Genomic DNA, 15,640 nt, shown 5'->3' on the forward strand with positions numbered 1-15,640 from the left:
GCTACGCAGGGTTAATCGTCGAGGCGCTCTTCCAATTGGCGCACTTCCTGGGACAGCTTGTCGAGGAACTGCATCCGACGCACCAACCGCTCCGCCTGCTCTCGCTGCGTCTCGTCCTGCCATACGCGGGAGAACGAATCGTTGAGGTCCTGCTGAGCAACTTTGAGGCGAGCCTTGAAGACCGCGACGCCAGCGATATTCGCCTCGTCATGTAGCTCTTCCAGTTCTTCTCGCCAGTGCATCTGCTGCATAAGGAAGGCGGGGTCCTGAACGGTCGCCTCCAGCGGCATCTCTCGCCCTTGCAGCGTCAGCAAATACCGGGCTCGACGCGACGGGCTCTTCAAGGTCTGATAGGCCTCGTTCAGATTTGCCGAACGCTCGATTGCATGGCGCTGCTCAGTTTCGCCCGCGTCGGCAAACCGATCGGGATGGACTTTGCGCGCCAACTCGCGATAACGGCCCGACAACATGTCGAGATCGACGTCGAAGGCAGGCTGAAGCTCGAACAACGCGTAATGACAGGGAATTCCCACAGCGTCCTCAGATGTTGAAGCTTTCGCCGCAGCCGCACTCGCCACGAACGTTGGGGTTGTTGAACTTGAAGCCTTCGTTCAGCCCCTCACGCACGAAGTCGAGCTCGGTTCCGTCGAGGTAAACCAGGCTCTTCGGATCGATGATGACCTTGACGCCGTGATTGTCGAAGATTGAATCCTCAGCGGCCGCCTCATCAACGAATTCGAGCACGTACGCCAAACCGGAACAGCCTGTGGTGCGTACGCCCAACCGGACGCCAAGACCCTTGCCGCGCCCATCGAGGGAGCGGCGCACGTGATCGGCGGCAGCGGTCGTCATGCTGATAGCCATCGATACCTCCTTCAGACCTGTGGCAACCCTTTTTTCTCGCGATAATCGCGAACGGCCGCCTTGATGGCATCCTCTGCTAATACCGAGCAGTGGATCTTCACTGGTGGCAGTGCCAATTCTTCGGCCAGCTGAGTGTTCTTGATGGTTTCAGCCTCCTCCAGCGTCTTGCCCTTCATCCACTCAGTAGCGAGGGAGCTGGAGGCGATGGCCGAACCGCAACCGTAAGTCTTGAACTTGGCGTCTTCGATGATGCCCTGCTCGTTGACCTTGATCTGCAAACGCATCACATCGCCGCAGGCCGGGGCGCCGACCATGCCGGTGCCGATGGAAGGATCCTCAGCGTCGAACTTGCCGACGTTGCGGGGATTTTCGTAATGGTCAATGACCTTGTCACTGTATGCCATGGTGCAATCCTCATTGAATCAGGCTATGCGGAACTCGACGACTCATTGGGTCAGTGGGCTGCCCACTCGACCTGCGAGATATCGACGCCATCCTTGAACATGTCCCACAAGGGTGAAAGCTCACGCAATTTCGTTACCGCCTCGCTGACCTTCTGCGCGGCGTAGTCGACTTCTTCTTCGGTAGTGAAGCGGCCGAAAGTGAAACGGATCGAGCTGTGTGCCAGTTCGTCATTGCGACCCAGCGCTCGGAGTACGTAGGACGGCTCCAGCGAAGCGGAGGTGCAGGCCGAACCCGAAGAAACCGCCAAGTCCTTGAGCGCCATGATCAGCGACTCGCCTTCCACGTAGTTGAAGCTCAAGTTCAGGTTGTGCGGAACGCGGGACGTCATGCTGCCGTTCACGTAGAGCTCTTCGAGATGCTCGACCTGCTTGAAGAAGCGATCGCGCAGCGAGCGGATTCGCTCGTTCTCTGCCGCCATTTCTTCCTTGGCGATACGGAACGCTTCACCCATGCCTACCGACTGATGCGCTGCCAGCGTACCCGAACGCATACCGCGCTCATGGCCACCACCGTGCATCTGCGCTTCCAGACGCACCCGCGGCTTGCGGCGGACATAGAGCGCGCCGACGCCTTTGGGGCCGTAAGTCTTGTGTGCCGAGAACGACATCAGATCGACCTTCATCGCCTCCAGATCGATCTCGACTTTGCCGGTGGACTGAGCGGCGTCGACATGGAACAGCACGCCACGGGAGCGAGTGAGCTCACCGATAGCGGCGATATCGTTGATCGTTCCGATCTCGTTATTCACATGCATGATGGAGACCAGCACAGTGTCATCGCGCATGGCCGCTTCGACCATTGCCGGAGTGATTACGCCGTCTTCGCCCGGCTCAATGTACGTAACTTCGAACCCTTCACGCTCGAGCTGACGGGTCGTATCAAGAACGGCTTTATGCTCGATCTTGCTGGTGATGATGTGTTTACCCTTCGACGCATAGAAATGCGCGACCCCTTTGATCGCCAAGTTGTCCGACTCGGTCGCACCAGAGGTCCAGACGATTTCGCGAGGATCTGCATTGACCAGCTCTGCAACCTGGCGACGGGCATTCTCAACGGCTTCTTCCGCCTTCCAACCAAATGCGTGAGAGCGCGAAGCCGGATTACCGAAGTTACCTTCGGCGGTAAGGCACTCGACCATTTTCTCGGCAACGCGAGGATCGACCGGTGTGGTAGCAGAGTAGTCCAGGTAAATCGGCAACTTCATCAGGTATCTCCTATCAGGCAGTCGTCCCGCTCATTCAACGGCGGACGCTTCGATCTTATCCAGTCGCGGAGTCTGGCCATTGGCGCGGCGCATATCCTGGCGCAGTGCAACCTCCTGAACCTCGCGGCGCATCACCAGATCCGCCAGACTGATACCGCTTAGAAATTCGTGAATCTGCTGGCTCAAATCGCACCATAAATGATGGGTCAGACAGGTATCACCCGAATGACAGTCGCCCAATCCCTGACAGCGAGTGGCATCGACTGACTCGTTGACCGCATCAATGACTTGGGCCACTTGAATACCAGCCATCTCTCGAGAGAGCTGGTAGCCCCCGCCCGGCCCGCGAACGCTTGTCACCAGACTGCCACGGCGCAGTTTGGCGAATAGCTGTTCGAGATAGGAAAGCGAGATGCCTTGCCGCTCGGAAATATCCGCAAGGGATACCGGCCCGTGTTGCGCATGGAGCGCAAGGTCGAGCATCGCAGTGACGGCGTAACGGCCTTTAGTAGTCAATCGCATCGGTTTGCACCAAGCATCATGGTTTGATGCAAGTATGCAATACCCGAGTATTTAGATCAACTATAAGACCTATTAAAGCGCTCGGACATAGCAGCGTAAGAGGGAAAGACGCAGCAGCGATCAGCGGGCGGCACGCATAATAGCAGCCCGGTTGGCCGGCCGCACTCAGGGACGCGCCTCGTCACCGCCGTCCTTAATCTCGGCAAAATCCTCTTCGCGCAACTCAGGCATTTTCTTCGCACAGTAGTCGCTGCCTAGCGCCGTCAATGCCTTGCACATACCTTCCATACGCTCCTCGACAGCCTGGACGTGATCGAGCAGCTGGCCAATGGCCCGCGCCACCGGGTCGGGCATGTCTTCGGTCACGCCGTAGGCATCGAAGCCGATCTTTTCGGCGATAGCCTTGCGCTTGGCTTCCTGAACGTCGTCCGACTTGACGATAACGCGACCTGGAATCCCGACAGCAGTAGCGCCAGCCGGAATCGCCCGGGTAACGACCGCATTGGAGCCGACCTTAGCCCCTGCGCCGACCGTGAACGGGCCAAGAATCTTCGCCCCCGCACCAACGATCACACCATCTTCGAGCGTGGGGTGGCGCTTACCCTTGTTCCAGCTGGTGCCACCCAGGGTCACCCCATGATAAAGCGTCACATCGTCACCGATTTGGGCGGTCTCGCCGATGACGATGCCCATCCCGTGATCGATAAAGAAACGCCGACCGATCTGCGCCCCCGGATGGATCTCGATCCCGGTTAGCCAGCGCGCCAAATTCGACGTCATCCGCGCCAACCATTTGCAATCGCTTACCCACAACCAATGGGAAACCCGGTGAAACCAGACAGCGTGCAGACCTGGATAGCAGGTGACTACCTCGAACGCATTACGCGCTGCCGGATCGCGATGAAAGACGCTCTGGATATCTTCGCGCATGCGTTCGAACATCAATCTGATCTCCGCTTATGGGGTTCGCCGCGGACGGCTTTCTGGGTTTCGGTAAGAATTCCGCGCAGGATGTTCATCTCCAGCCTGCTTATACCGCTGCGACCGTAGAGCCTGCGCAGTCGCGGCATCAGGTGCCGGGGTTTCTCAGGGTCGAGAAAACCTATATCGATTAGCGTCTGCTCAAGATGTCCATAGTAATGCTCGAGCTCGTCCGCAGTTACCGGCTGCGCATTGAGCATTGAGGTGGTTTCAAGCCTCTCTATCTTGCTCGGCTGGCCGCTCGCCGCCAACCATGCCATACGCACCTCGTAGGCAAGCACCTGAACCGCCGCAGCCAGATTCAGCGAACTGAAATTCGGATCGGACGGAATGTGCACATGATACTGACAACGCTGAAGCTCCTCATTGGTCAGCCCGGCATACTCGCGCCCGAACACCAATGCGACCTCGCCGCCCCGCTCGACCTGCTCCAAGCAGACCGAACCGGTTTCACGCGGATCCAACAGCGGCCAGGGTATGCGCCGATCACGGGCACTGGTGCCCAATACTAGATTGCAACCCACCAAGGCCTCTTCAAGCGTCGCCACTACCTGCGCCGAATCGAGAATATCCGTCGCGCCAGATGCGCGCGCAATGGCATTCGGGCTAGGGAAATCCTCTGGGTCCACCAGAACCAACCGGGACAACCCCATATTTTTCATAGCCCTGGCCGCGCCACCGATGTTGCCGGCGTGACTGGTATTGACCAATACCACACGAATGTTCTGAAGCGACACTGTCTTTCTCGTAGGAAAACAAAACGAAAGCTTACAGGAAGCGCCCGCGCCTTCGCTATTGGCCGTCCCGACGACTCCAGCGCAACATCCGACAAGCTTTCTGATAGAATTGCCGGCTTTCTTTAAACGACCAGGTATTTGATCGATGCAGCCCATGCTGAATATCGCGCTGCGCGCCGCCCGTAGCGCCGGCGAAATGATTGTTCGTTCCACCGAGCGCCTGGACGTGATCTCGGTTAGCGAAAAGGACGCGCGTGATTACGTCTCCGAAATCGATCGCACCGCGGAGCAATTGATCATTGCGGCGCTGCGCAAGGCCTATCCGAACCACGGCATTCTTGGTGAGGAAGGCGGCCTATTGGAGGGCAGCGGAGACGGTGCAGACTATCTATGGGTAATCGACCCGCTGGATGGCACCACCAACTTTCTGCGTGGCGTCCCGCATTATGCAGTGAGCATCGCCTGCAAATATCGCGGCCGTCTCGAGCATGCCGTGGTCCTCGACCCGGTGCGCCAGGAAGAATTCACTGCGAGCCGCGGCCGCGGTGCCGCACTCAACGGTCGCCGCCTGCGTGTAGGCACGCGTAAAAGCCTTGAAGGCGCCCTGCTCGGCACCGGCTTTCCGTTCCGTGATGGACAGATGGACAACCTGGACAGCTACCTCAGCATGTTCCGCAGCCTGGTTGGCCAGACCGCAGGCTTGCGTCGCGCTGGCGCGGCAAGCCTGGATCTTGCCTATGTCGCCGCTGGTCGTTACGACGCCTTCTGGGAGTTCGGACTTTCCGAATGGGACATGGCCGCCGGTGCGCTACTGATTCAGGAGGCGGGCGGCCTGGTCAGCGACTTCAGCGGTAGCCACGACTTCCTCGAAAAAGGCCAGATCGTCGCTGGCAACACCAAATGCTTCAAGGCTGTACTGACTGCAATCCAGCCGCACTTGACACCTTCACTGAAGCGCTAGGAAGCAAAAAAAACGCCCAGATGGGCGTTTTTTATACCAGCTCACTGCTGCGTCAGCACCAGCTGTCCATCACGAAACGGAATCCTGTCACCCGGATCCCGATCCATCCGAACGCGACCGATTTCGCCATCCAGATCGTATTTGACGTCATAGCCGACGATATTGTCGTGGCTGTCTGTCACGGTATTGCAGCGAGTTTCGGTGGTGGTGTAGGTATCATTCGCCTGCATCCGGCCCTGCACCTGATTACCGGCATAACCGCCACCTACCGCACCGGCAACCGTGGCGATTTTCTTGCCATTACCGCCACCGATCTGGTTACCGAGCAAGCCACCTACGACCGCACCTACCGCCGTACCGGCAATTCGATTGGTATCCTGCACGGGCTTCTGCCGTGTAACTGTCACCTCTTTGCAGACCTCACGAGGTGTCTTGATGGTTTCCTTGATTGGCTCGACCGCCAGCACTTCGGCGAACTGCGGTCCTCGACCAACCATCGTATAGGTAGCGAATGCACCACCCGCGGTGACTATTACGGCCCCAAGAACGGCACCAACCAGCATTGACTTATTCACTGAGTCTTCCTTCTTCTGACGGACAAAAGCCCGCTGCGGCGCAATTCGACCAATCAGTCCATCAGAAGTTCAAAAACCACTCAGGGACGCTCGTCGACCTCTTCGACAACAGGCGGAATCAGATCATCGCGACTAAGCTTGAGCCAGATGAGGAAGATGCTGGCGACATAAACAGACGAATAAGTTCCCGCCCCAACTCCAATGATCAGCGCCAGCGAGAAGCCCCACAGGTTTTCGCCACCGAACACCATCAACGCCAAAACCGCCAACAAGGTGGAGACCGACGTCGCTAACGTTCGAAGCAAGGTCTGAGTGGTGGAGATGTTGATGTTTTCGATCAACTCGGCCTTGCGCAGCAGCCGGAAGTTTTCCCGTATGCGGTCAAATATCACGATGGTGTCGTTGAGCGAGTATCCGATGACCGCGAGCACTGCGGCGAGTACCGTCAGATCGAAAGAAATCTCGAAAAACGAAAAAACCCCCAGCACTACGATCACATCGTGAAACAGCGACAGCACGGCTCCGAAGCCAAACTTCCATTGAAAGCGAAAGGCGACGTAGACGAGAATACCGCCAAGGGCGAGCAACATGCCCAGCCCGCCCTGATCGCGTAACTCCTCGCCCACAGCCGGACCGACAAACTCGGCGCGCTTGACCGTAATTGCGCCGGCGGCCTCATCACCACGCAACGCCTCAGCGATACGTTCGCCCAACAATGGATCGTCGCCCGGCATCCGCACCAGTACGTCGGTCGTAGCACCGAAGCTCTGCACTACAGCGTCCTCGTAGCCGGAACGGGAAAGCTGCGTCCGCACCTCTTCCAAGGCCACCGGCTGCTCGTACGAGAGCTCGATCAACGTTCCACCGGTGAAATCCAGGCCAAAGTTCAGCCCCTTTACCGCTAGGCTACCGAGCGAAGCAAGCGTGAGCAGCACAGTCAGAGCAAACGCCACATGGCGAACGCCCATGAAGTTGATTACGCGTTTCATCGTGCTAAGCCCCTTAAATCCACAATTTCTTGAGATCGCGGCCACCGTAGATCAGATTGACCATGGCACGGGTCACGATGATTGCAGTGAACATGGAAGTCAGAATCCCGAGTGAAAGCGTGACAGCAAAACCTTTGATCGGACCGGTGCCCATGGCAAACAGAATGCCCCCAACCAGCAATGTGGTCAGGTTTCCGTCGACAATCGCCGAGAACGCCCGATCGAAACCTTCGTGAATAGCTCGCTGGATCGACATGCCGTTGGCTATCTCCTCCCTTATACGAGAGAAAATAAGCACGTTGGCGTCCACCGCCATACCCATGGTGAGCACGATACCGGCGATACCCGGCAATGTCAGAGTCGCACCCAGCAGTGACATCAACGCGGTCAGCACAACCATATTGAACATCAGCGCAACGGTCGCCAGAACACCGAAGAACTTGTAGATCAGCACCATGAAAACCGCGACGAAGAGAAAGCCCCACATTGCAGCTTCAACGCCGAGCTTGATGTTCTCCGCACCAAGGCTTGGTCCAATGGTGCGCTCTTCGGCAAAGTACATAGGCGCTGCAAGCCCACCAGCACGAAGCAGCAGCGCCAGCTCGGAGGACTCGCCTTGGCCATCGAGACCAGTGATACGGAACTGACTGCCCAGCGGTGATTGAATGGTCGCCAGGCTGATGATCTTCTTCTCTTCCTGGAAGGTCTCGACGCGCACTTCTTGCTCGACGCCGTCGACCATCTGCTTGACGTAACGCGTGGTCGGACGCTGCTCGATAAAGATTACCGCCATGCTGCGGCCGACGTTGTTGCGCGTGGCGCGATTCATCAGATCGCCGCCATGACCATCCAGGCGGATGTTAACCTGCGGGCGACCATTCTCGTCGTAGCTGGCCTGAGCGTCGGTGACTTGATCACCGGTGATGATCAGACTGCGCTCCAATTGAACAGGCGGACGGCCCTCCTGACGGAACTCGAAGGTTTCGGTCGTCGCGCGCGGCGCATCGGGCTCGGCAGCGAGGCGGAACTCCAGATTCGCGGTCTTGCCTAGAATACGCTTGGCTTCTGCAGTGTCCTGTACGCCCGGCAGTTCGACAACGATGCGGTTAGCACCTTGACGCTGAACCAGGGGCTCGGAGACACCCAATTCATTGACCCGATTACGGACGGTCGTCAGGTTCTGCTTGATCGAGTACTCACGAATCTCAGCCAGCTTGGCTTCGGTGATAGCCAGGCGTAGCACTTGCTGGCCATTGCGCTCGGTGGAGGTTAGGTCGAAATCGTTGAAATTCTTACGGATCAGCGACTGAGCCGCCGATAGGGTCGCCTCATCGGCGAAACCGAGCTGCACCGCGTTGGGTGCCTGGGGAAGACTGCGATAACGCACGCGTTCTTTGCGCAGCAGACTCTTGACCTCGCCTTCATAGACGTTGAGGCGCGTCTCGATGGCCTTGTCCATGTCGACTTCGAGCAAAAAGTGCACGCCGCCGGACAGGTCCAACCCCAGCTTCATCGGGCTCGCGCCCAAGTTGCGCAACCAATCGGGCGTAGTGGGCGCCAGATTGAGCGCAACCACGTAAGCATCGCCCAGCGCACGACGAACCACATCCTTGGCCGGCAGCTGGTCGTCCTGATCGGTCAGTCGCAACAGGCCGCCGCGGCCCTGCTCGTCCAGACTCGTCGCCTTGACGTCAATGCCGGCCTCGACGAGCGCCTTGCTGGCGCGATCGAGATCGGCTTCGGTGACCTCGAGCGAGGTCGTAGCGCCGGTGATCTGAACTGCCGGATCGTCCGGGTAAAGGTTAGGTGCCGAGTAGATGACCGCAATTCCTAGCGCGACCAATATCAGCAGGTACTTCCAAAGGGGGAATCTATTGAGCATGACGCAGCCCGTCTAATGACGCGGGGCGCCTTGCGCGCCCCGTCGTTAGTGTTGAGTAGAAGTCAGCTCAGATGGCTTTCAACGTGCCCTTGGGCAGCGTTGCGGCAATCGCCACCTTCTGGAACTTCAGCTCCACCGAATCGGAAACTTCGATCACGACGAAGTCGTCGGATACTTTGGTGACCTTGCCCGCGATGCCGCCAGAGGTAACCACTTCGTCGCCCTTCTGCAGGCCGCCGATGAGGTTCTTGTGCTCTTTGGCGCGTTTAGCCTGCGGACGCCAGATCATCAGATAGAAGATGACCAGAAAGCCGACCAGAAACAGCCACTCGAAACCACTACCAGCGGGACCAGCGGCAGCCTCTTGAGCGTAGGCGGCGGGAATCAGAAAGCTCATGTAGCACTCCTGTTGCAGAGATCAGTTAGTTATGGATTCGTCACGCAAGCGGCGGGGTTGGCAGGCCGCGCTTGGCATAGAAGGCGTCGACAAAGGCCGCCAATGTACCCTGTTGGATAGCGTCGCGTAAACCAGCCATAAGCCGCTGGTAATGTCGCAGGTTATGGATTGTATTTAACATGCTGCCCAGCATTTCGCCGCATTTGTCCAGATGATGAAGGTATGCGCGGGAGAAGTGTTTACAGGTGTAACAGTCGCAACCGGCATCCAGCGGCGAATCGTCATGCCGATGCATGGCGTTGCGAATCTTGACTACCCCACCGTCAGTGAATAAATGACCATTGCGTGCGTTGCGGGTTGGCATCACGCAATCGAACATATCCACACCGCGGCGCACACCTTCAACGAGGTCTTCCGGCTTGCCTACGCCCATCAGATAGCGCGGTTTGTCTGCCGGCATTTGTGGCGGAAGAAAGTCGAGCACACGAATCATTTCCTCCTTCGGCTCGCCGACTGAGAGTCCGCCGATCGCCAGACCATCGAAACCGATATCGCAGAGACCTTCAAGCGAGCGCATGCGCAGCGACTCATGCATACCACCCTGGACGATACCGAACAGCGCCGCCGGGCTGTCGCCGTGAGCATCTTTGGAACGACGCGCCCAGCGCAGCGACAGCTCCATCGAGCGCCGCGCGACGTCTTCGTCGGCCGGATAGGGCGTGCATTCATCGAAGATCATCACGATGTCGGAACCCAGATCGCGCTGCACCTGCATCGACTCTTCAGGCCCCATGAAAACCTTGGCGCCGTCTACCGGCGAGGCGAAATAGACGCCCTCCTCCTTGATCTTGCGCATCGCCCCCAGGCTGAACACCTGAAAACCACCGGAGTCGGTCAGAATCGGCCCTTGCCATTGCATGAAATCATGCAGATCACCGTGCGCCTTGATCACCTCGGTCCCGGGCCGCAGCCATAGGTGGAAGGTGTTGCCCAGGATGATCTGCGCCCCGATCGCTTCGATATCGCGAGGCAACATGCCTTTTACCGTGCCGTAGGTGCCCACCGGCATGAATGCCGGAGTTTCCACCGTGCCGCGCGGAAAGGTCAGGCGCCCACGGCGCGCCCGTCCCTCGGTCGCGAGCAGTTCGAAGGACATGTGGCAAGTACGACTCATTGGGAATCCTCGGGGCCGCTCGGGGCCGGATTGCGCGTAATAAACATGGCATCGCCATAGCTGAAGAACCGGTAACCCCTGGCGATAGCCTCGGCATAGGCAGCCATCGTTTGCGAATAACCCGCGAACGCGGAAACCAGCATTAACAGCGTCGATTCGGGCAGATGAAAATTGGTGACCAGAGCATCGACGACATGAAAGGGCTTGCCCGGGTAAAGAAAGATGTCGGTATCGCCGGTGAAGGCTTTGAGCACGCCGTCGCGAGCCGCGCTTTCCAGCGACCGCACACTAGTGGTACCTACCGCGACCACCCTGCCGCCTCTGGCCCGACAGGCCGCGACCGCATCGACGACATCCTGACTGACCTCGAGCCATTCACGATGCATGTGGTGCTCCTCGATGCGCTCGACACGTACCGGCTGGAAAGTGCCTGCACCCACGTGCAACGTGACGAATGCACGCTCCACACCTTTTTCCTGCAGCGCCGCCAGCAACGCCGTGTCGAAATGCAGCCCCGCAGTCGGCGCAGCAACGGCACCCGCCCGCTGCGCATAAACCGTCTGGTAACGCTCGCGATCCGCAGTTTCGTCCGGGCGATCAATATATGGGGGCAACGGCATATGGCCGACGCGATCCAGCAACGGCAACACGTCTTCGCCGAACTCAAGTTCGAACAACGCCTCATGCCGAGCCAGCATCAGCGCTTCGCCACCACCATCAATGTGAATTCTCGTTCCCGGCTTCGGCGACTTGCTCGAACGGACATGCGCCAGCACCCGTCGACCATCGAGCACCCGCTCGACAAGCACCTCGACCTTGCCACCGGTGTCCTTCTGTCCAAACAGGCGCGCCGGAATGACCCGCGTATCATTGAAAATCATCAAATCGCCGGGGCGCAGATAGTCGAGCAGCTCGGAGAAGCCATGATGGGCCAACTGGCCAGTCGGACCATCGAGCACCAGCAATCGGCTGGCGCGACGCTCTGCCAGCGGATGACGAGCGATCAGCGAATCGGGAAGCTGGAAGGAGAAATCGGAGACTTGCATTGAAAATTTGATCAGCACAGGGCTTTGGGGGCGCAAATCTTAGCGGAAACACCTCAATCTGACCACGCCAGACGATTGACCGCCTCGTATCGCATCCCTATACTGCGCCGCCACTGTGCCTCGATGGCGGAATCGGTAGACGCAGCGGATTCAAAATCCGCCGTTGGTAACAACGTGAGAGTTCGAGTCTCTCTCGAGGCACCATAATCAGCACCACAGGCAGCCGAAGCCTTTGGTATGGGGAGCCGCACAGCAGTAGCGGCACCACCCTTCGCAGCACGCTTCATCGGGTCGACGTAGCGGTGGGACACTCAAAGCCGTCGCTACAAACGGCATCGTCGCGATTCAACTGGCACCATCGAAGGTGGTCCGGGCGAATCGGTAAAGTACACCGCAACACTTCAATCCGCTGAAAAAGCGCCGCTTGCAGCGGGCAAATTCTATGACTCCAAGGGCTTGGCATCGGCCGGCGAGTTATCGTAGAGTGTGCCCACTGTGTTTGCATGGGTCGCCGTTGAATCGTGACCTGGTGCAGTAGATCTTCAGATCCGCTACATCCCGCTCGACTCTTTACTCCTTGCAACCAGTCTCCGCTTTCTGCCCTATGCAGAGGCGTTTCTACTATTGAGTTTCAAGGACACAAAGCTATGTCGAATCGTCAGAACGGTACCGTCAAGTGGTTTAACGACGAGAAAGGTTTTGGTTTCATCACTCCCGAAAGCGGTCCGGATCTGTTCGTGCACTTCCGCGCGATCGAAGGCAACGGCTTCAAGAGCCTGAAAGAAGGCCAGAAAGTTAGCTTCATCGCTGTGCAAGGTCAAAAAGGCATGCAGGCTGACCAGGTTCAAGTCCAGGAATAAGCCCCGCTCCGAAAAGCCCCTGATGGCAGCATCAGGGGCTTTTTTATGCGCGCGATTCCGTAGAATGCGCGACTGCCATTTTCAGCGAGACGCCCATGCGCAACCACCTCCTCAACCCACAAGGTCAGTTCCCAGCCGCCGGCCTGATCCGTCGACTCGCCGCATTCTTCTACGATTCGTTTCTTTCGATCGCGCTGATGATGGTGGTTACGCTGTTCTACCAGCAGGTCCTACTGCGCCTGTTCTATGGCAGCGAAGGGCTCAAGGCGCTGGCAGAAACCGGCGGACTGGATATTGACCCAATCCTGTCTACCCTGCTGCTGTTCAGCCTGTTTGGCTTCTTTGCCAAGTTCTGGACGCATAACGGTCAAACGCTCGGCATGCAGGTCTGGGGGGTGCGCATCCAGAATGCTGACGGCAGCGCCATCGACCTCTGGCAGGCACTGCTGCGTTTCCTGATCGCCATCATCTCCTGGCTTGCCTTCGGCCTGGGCTATTGGTGGATGCTTTGGGATAAGCAGCGCCGCACCTGGCACGACATTTACTCGGAGAGCCAGGTCGTTCAGTTACCGAAGAACATCCACAAGAAATAGGCTGGGGCTGGAAAGCGTTCGGTTTCACGCCAGATCGCCATGCTTTTCCTCGCAGCTGCTTTCGCCCCAGCTTCAGCCTCCAGCGCGCTTGTCGTCTGCCTCGCTTAACCTGCCCGCCGCAACAACCAGACACCCACCAGCGCACAGATACCGGCCGGGACCGCCACCGCCAGCAACGGCGAGAAGCCGAACACCTGGCTGGCGGGGCCTAGCAAATCCTGCAGAATGCGGAACACGAAGCCGACGATGACCCCGGTAAAGATGCGCTGCCCAAGGGTGACCGAGCGCAACGGACCGAAGATGAACGAGATTGCCAGCAACACCAAGGCCACCGTTACTGCCGGCTGCAACACCTTGCTCCAGAACGCCAGCCAATAGCGCCCGTTATTCAGGCCCTGGTCGCCCAGATAATGGATATAGCTCCACAGCCCAGTGATGGACAAGGCGTCAGGCTCCATCACTACCGTGCCAACCAGCTGCGGTGTCAGTTGCACATCCCAGCGCTCGTCAGCAGCCTTGGTCACCTCAGTGTGATCGCCGCGAAAATGTGTTGTGGCGACATCACTGAGCTGCCAGTGGTCCTCGTCGTAGCGCGCCCGGCGAGCGAAGCTGGCCGATAACAGCTGCCGTTGATCATCGAAGCGGTAGCGGGTAATGCCGAGTAGCAAACCGCTCGGCTGTACCGCGTTGATATGCACGAATTCGTCGCCTTGCCGATGCCAGAGGCCGCGCTTGCTGCTTTGCGCCTCACCTGCACCCTGCGCCGATGAACGACTGGCCTGAGCGATGTTTTCACTCCAAGGCGCCACATACTCACCGATCAGCACGCCGATAAGCATCAGCAACAGCATCGGCTTCATCACGGCCAGCACGATGCGCCCGAGGGACACGCCGGCGGCACGCATGATGGTCAGTTCGCTGCTGCTGGCAAGCGTGCCGAGGCCGATGAGACAACCAATCAAAGCCGCCATCGGCAACATTTCGTAGATTCGCGCAGGCGTCGTGAGCAGCACGTAGACAGCAGCATTCAACGTGCCGTAGCTGCCCTTCACATCGCCCAGCTCGTCGATAAATGCGAACAGTAGCGCAAGCCCGACGATAATGCCGAGCACGGTCAGAATCGCCAGCAGCACATGACTGCCGATATAGCGATCTAGCTTACGCATGGGCCACCCCCGACATCGCGCGGCGCTTGCTGATAGCGAGTCTCAGCGGTTCCCAATAGAGCATCAACATCCCGATCGCAAAGAAGAGTCCATGCACCCACCAAAGCCCCAATGTCGCAGGAATTCGCCCCTTGTCCAGCCAGCCACGAGCAGCGATCAGCAACGCCAGGTAAGTCATGTACAGGAGAATGGCGGGTAGCAGCTTGAGAAAGCGGCCCTGACGCGGGTTCACTTTCGACAGCGGTACCGCCAGCAACGTGACGATAAATACCAGCAGTGGCAACGACAGCCGCCATTGCAGCTCGGACTGCAGCCGAATGTCATCACTGCCAAGCAGTTCGCTAGTAGGCAGTGCTTCGCGCTCGCTCAGCTCGATACTGACTTCCGGCTTGGGCAGCAGCACACCGTAAGTGTCGTACTGGATCGCCCGATAATTGGCCTGACCAGGATTACCGTCATAGCGATAGCCATTTTCCAGAATCAGGTAGCGGCTTCCGTCAGGCTGGATTTCCTGGCGACCACTTTCTGCCACCAGCACGGATAGCCCGCGTTTTTCGCCTGTGGCGCTGGAGAGATTGGTCTCGGATATGAAAACACCGGCGAGTTCAGTGCGATCTGCGGTCAGCTCGCGGGTATAGGTCACGCGGGTGCCGTCGCGCAGGGTCTGGAAACGGCCCGGCACCAACGTATCGAACTCGGTCAGGGAATCCTGCTCATTGAGGATGCGATCGACCTCACCAACACCCTGCGGTGCCAACCCAAGACTCAGCCAGCCAACCAGCGCGGCAATCAGCGCGGCCGGGGCCAGGCTGTAAACCAGCAGGCGGCGCTGGCTCATACCCGTTGCGGAGAGAACAGTCATCTCGCTATCCAGGTAGAGCCGACCGTAAGCCAACAGAATGCCGAGAAACAGGCCCAGCGGGAGGATCAGCTGGAGAAAGCCCGGCAGGCGAAAACCCATGATCATCAGCAGCACGCCCGGATCGAGCAGCCCCTGCGCGGCCTGCGCCAGGTATTTGATAAAGCGCCCGCTCATGATGATCACCAGCAACACGGCACTAACGGCACTCAGGGTGACCAGAAGCTCACGGGATAGGTAACGAAAGACGATCAAACCGGACACTCCAGGGTTGTCAGGCTCCGGCGGCTACGCTCAAACTAGCTGCCAAGTAGCCGGTCCGCCCGCAACAGGACGTTGGAGAATAACGCAGCATTTCCCAACGC

18 protein-coding genes and 1 tRNA gene are annotated in these 15,640 nt (G+C 58.4%); 4 read left to right on the forward strand and 15 right to left on the reverse strand.

Annotation, left to right across the window (positions count from 1 at the left end; genetic code table 11):
- Positions 1 to 11: 11 nt before the first annotated feature.
- The 7 genes from hscB to trmJ all read right to left on the reverse strand — a co-directional run bounded on the left by hscB (position 12) and on the right by trmJ (position 4,773).
- A complete protein-coding gene (hscB, locus tag NAV33_RS13740; RefSeq protein WP_255980922.1) occupies positions 12 to 533 on the reverse strand; it encodes a co-chaperone HscB in 522 nt (173 codons plus the stop codon).
- Positions 534 to 540: 7 nt separating this feature from the next.
- Positions 541 to 864, reverse strand: coding sequence for an iron-sulfur cluster assembly protein IscA (iscA, locus tag NAV33_RS13745; protein ID WP_255980924.1), 324 nt, complete (start codon positions 862 to 864; stop codon positions 541 to 543).
- A gap of 11 nt (positions 865 to 875) precedes the next feature.
- Positions 876 to 1,268, reverse strand: coding sequence for a Fe-S cluster assembly scaffold IscU (iscU, locus tag NAV33_RS13750; protein ID WP_255980926.1), 393 nt, complete (start codon positions 1,266 to 1,268; stop codon positions 876 to 878).
- A 50-nt stretch (positions 1,269 to 1,318) separates the two neighbouring features.
- Positions 1,319 to 2,533 (reverse strand): IscS subfamily cysteine desulfurase, encoded by a 1,215-nt coding sequence (locus NAV33_RS13755; protein ID WP_255980928.1) that lies wholly within the window; start codon positions 2,531 to 2,533, stop codon positions 1,319 to 1,321.
- Positions 2,534 to 2,563: 30 nt separating this feature from the next.
- Entirely contained in the window at positions 2,564 to 3,055 is a 492-nt protein-coding gene (gene iscR, locus NAV33_RS13760; protein WP_255980930.1) for a Fe-S cluster assembly transcriptional regulator IscR, read from the reverse strand.
- Positions 3,056 to 3,220: 165 nt separating this feature from the next.
- Positions 3,221 to 3,997 (reverse strand): serine O-acetyltransferase, encoded by a 777-nt coding sequence (cysE, locus tag NAV33_RS13765; protein ID WP_255980932.1) that lies wholly within the window; start codon positions 3,995 to 3,997, stop codon positions 3,221 to 3,223.
- Positions 3,997 to 4,773, reverse strand: a complete 777-nt coding sequence (gene trmJ / locus NAV33_RS13770) for a tRNA (cytosine(32)/uridine(32)-2'-O)-methyltransferase TrmJ (RefSeq protein ID WP_255981065.1) — start codon at positions 4,771 to 4,773, stop codon at positions 3,997 to 3,999. The genes cysE and trmJ overlap by 1 nt, the downstream gene beginning before the upstream one ends.
- A gap of 145 nt (positions 4,774 to 4,918) precedes the next feature.
- Between trmJ and suhB the strand changes: the two genes are divergently transcribed.
- The gene (gene suhB / locus NAV33_RS13775) at positions 4,919 to 5,734 is read left to right on the forward strand and encodes an inositol-phosphate phosphatase (RefSeq protein ID WP_255980934.1); all 816 of its coding nucleotides are present in this window, start codon (positions 4,919 to 4,921) and stop codon (positions 5,732 to 5,734) included.
- A 41-nt stretch (positions 5,735 to 5,775) separates the two neighbouring features.
- Here suhB and NAV33_RS13780 read toward each other — a convergent pair whose 3' ends face one another.
- The 6 genes from NAV33_RS13780 to queA form a co-directional block, all read right to left on the reverse strand.
- Complete coding sequence (locus tag NAV33_RS13780; RefSeq protein ID WP_255980936.1) at positions 5,776 to 6,309, reverse strand: glycine zipper 2TM domain-containing protein; 534 nt, start codon at positions 6,307 to 6,309, stop codon at positions 5,776 to 5,778.
- Between the two features lie 80 nt (positions 6,310 to 6,389).
- A complete protein-coding gene (gene secF / locus NAV33_RS13785; protein WP_255981067.1) occupies positions 6,390 to 7,298 on the reverse strand; it encodes a protein translocase subunit SecF in 909 nt (302 codons plus the stop codon).
- A gap of 13 nt (positions 7,299 to 7,311) precedes the next feature.
- Positions 7,312 to 9,180 carry a protein translocase subunit SecD gene (gene secD / locus NAV33_RS13790; RefSeq protein ID WP_255980938.1) on the reverse strand — a complete coding sequence of 623 codons (1,869 nt, stop codon included), beginning with the start codon at positions 9,178 to 9,180 and terminating at the stop codon, positions 7,312 to 7,314.
- A 67-nt stretch (positions 9,181 to 9,247) separates the two neighbouring features.
- Positions 9,248 to 9,577 (reverse strand): preprotein translocase subunit YajC, encoded by a 330-nt coding sequence (gene yajC / locus NAV33_RS13795; protein WP_021209500.1) that lies wholly within the window; start codon positions 9,575 to 9,577, stop codon positions 9,248 to 9,250.
- A gap of 40 nt (positions 9,578 to 9,617) precedes the next feature.
- Entirely contained in the window at positions 9,618 to 10,733 is a 1,116-nt protein-coding gene (gene tgt / locus NAV33_RS13800) for a tRNA guanosine(34) transglycosylase Tgt (protein ID WP_255981069.1), read from the reverse strand.
- A 14-nt stretch (positions 10,734 to 10,747) separates the two neighbouring features.
- On the reverse strand, positions 10,748 to 11,797 hold the full coding sequence (gene queA, locus NAV33_RS13805) for a tRNA preQ1(34) S-adenosylmethionine ribosyltransferase-isomerase QueA (RefSeq protein ID WP_255980941.1): 1,050 nt from the start codon (positions 11,795 to 11,797) through the stop codon (positions 10,748 to 10,750).
- 117 nt (positions 11,798 to 11,914) lie between these two features.
- Between queA and NAV33_RS13810 the strand changes: the two genes are divergently transcribed.
- From NAV33_RS13810 to NAV33_RS13820, 3 genes are all read left to right on the forward strand, one after another.
- Positions 11,915 to 12,001, forward strand: a tRNA-Leu gene (locus tag NAV33_RS13810).
- Positions 12,002 to 12,444: 443 nt separating this feature from the next.
- Positions 12,445 to 12,657 carry a cold-shock protein gene (locus NAV33_RS13815; protein WP_255980942.1) on the forward strand — a complete coding sequence of 71 codons (213 nt, stop codon included), beginning with the start codon at positions 12,445 to 12,447 and terminating at the stop codon, positions 12,655 to 12,657.
- Between the two features lie 95 nt (positions 12,658 to 12,752).
- Complete coding sequence (locus NAV33_RS13820; protein WP_255980944.1) at positions 12,753 to 13,250, forward strand: RDD family protein; 498 nt, start codon at positions 12,753 to 12,755, stop codon at positions 13,248 to 13,250.
- Positions 13,251 to 13,354: 104 nt separating this feature from the next.
- Here the strand turns inward: NAV33_RS13820 and lptG are convergent, their stop codons facing one another.
- Both lptG and lptF read right to left on the reverse strand, forming a co-directional pair.
- Positions 13,355 to 14,416, reverse strand: coding sequence for an LPS export ABC transporter permease LptG (lptG, locus tag NAV33_RS13825; RefSeq protein WP_255980946.1), 1,062 nt, complete (start codon positions 14,414 to 14,416; stop codon positions 13,355 to 13,357).
- A complete protein-coding gene (gene lptF, locus NAV33_RS13830; protein ID WP_255980948.1) occupies positions 14,409 to 15,530 on the reverse strand; it encodes an LPS export ABC transporter permease LptF in 1,122 nt (373 codons plus the stop codon). The genes lptG and lptF overlap by 8 nt, the downstream gene beginning before the upstream one ends.
- Positions 15,531 to 15,640: the final 110 nt, after the last annotated feature.

The organism is Stutzerimonas stutzeri (assembly GCF_024448715.1).
GTDB classification, from domain to species: Bacteria; Pseudomonadota; Gammaproteobacteria; order Pseudomonadales; family Pseudomonadaceae; genus Stutzerimonas; species Stutzerimonas stutzeri_AR.

What these genes read in the sequence shown, in the direction of transcription:
- iscA (WP_255980924.1), bottom strand. Translation starts at nt 864, where the DNA reads ATGGCTATCAGCATGACGACCGCTGCCGCCGATCACGTGCGCCGCTCC.
- iscU (WP_255980926.1), bottom strand. Translation starts at nt 1,268, where the DNA reads ATGGCATACAGTGACAAGGTCATTGACCATTACGAAAATCCCCGCAAC.
- NAV33_RS13755 (WP_255980928.1), bottom strand. Translation starts at nt 2,533, where the DNA reads ATGAAGTTGCCGATTTACCTGGACTACTCTGCTACCACACCGGTCGAT.
- iscR (WP_255980930.1), bottom strand. Translation starts at nt 3,055, where the DNA reads ATGCGATTGACTACTAAAGGCCGTTACGCCGTCACTGCGATGCTCGAC.
- cysE (WP_255980932.1), bottom strand. Translation starts at nt 3,997, where the DNA reads ATGTTCGAACGCATGCGCGAAGATATCCAGAGCGTCTTTCATCGCGAT.
- suhB (WP_255980934.1), top strand. Translation starts at nt 4,919, where the DNA reads ATGCAGCCCATGCTGAATATCGCGCTGCGCGCCGCCCGTAGCGCCGGC.
- secF (WP_255981067.1), bottom strand. Translation starts at nt 7,298, where the DNA reads ATGAAACGCGTAATCAACTTCATGGGCGTTCGCCATGTGGCGTTTGCT.
- secD (WP_255980938.1), bottom strand. Translation starts at nt 9,180, where the DNA reads ATGCTCAATAGATTCCCCCTTTGGAAGTACCTGCTGATATTGGTCGCG.
- yajC (WP_021209500.1), bottom strand. Translation starts at nt 9,577, where the DNA reads ATGAGCTTTCTGATTCCCGCCGCCTACGCTCAAGAGGCTGCCGCTGGT.
- tgt (WP_255981069.1), bottom strand. Translation starts at nt 10,733, where the DNA reads ATGTCCTTCGAACTGCTCGCGACCGAGGGACGGGCGCGCCGTGGGCGC.
- queA (WP_255980941.1), bottom strand. Translation starts at nt 11,797, where the DNA reads ATGCAAGTCTCCGATTTCTCCTTCCAGCTTCCCGATTCGCTGATCGCT.
- NAV33_RS13815 (WP_255980942.1), top strand. Translation starts at nt 12,445, where the DNA reads ATGTCGAATCGTCAGAACGGTACCGTCAAGTGGTTTAACGACGAGAAA.
- NAV33_RS13820 (WP_255980944.1), top strand. Translation starts at nt 12,753, where the DNA reads ATGCGCAACCACCTCCTCAACCCACAAGGTCAGTTCCCAGCCGCCGGC.
- lptG (WP_255980946.1), bottom strand. Translation starts at nt 14,416, where the DNA reads ATGCGTAAGCTAGATCGCTATATCGGCAGTCATGTGCTGCTGGCGATT.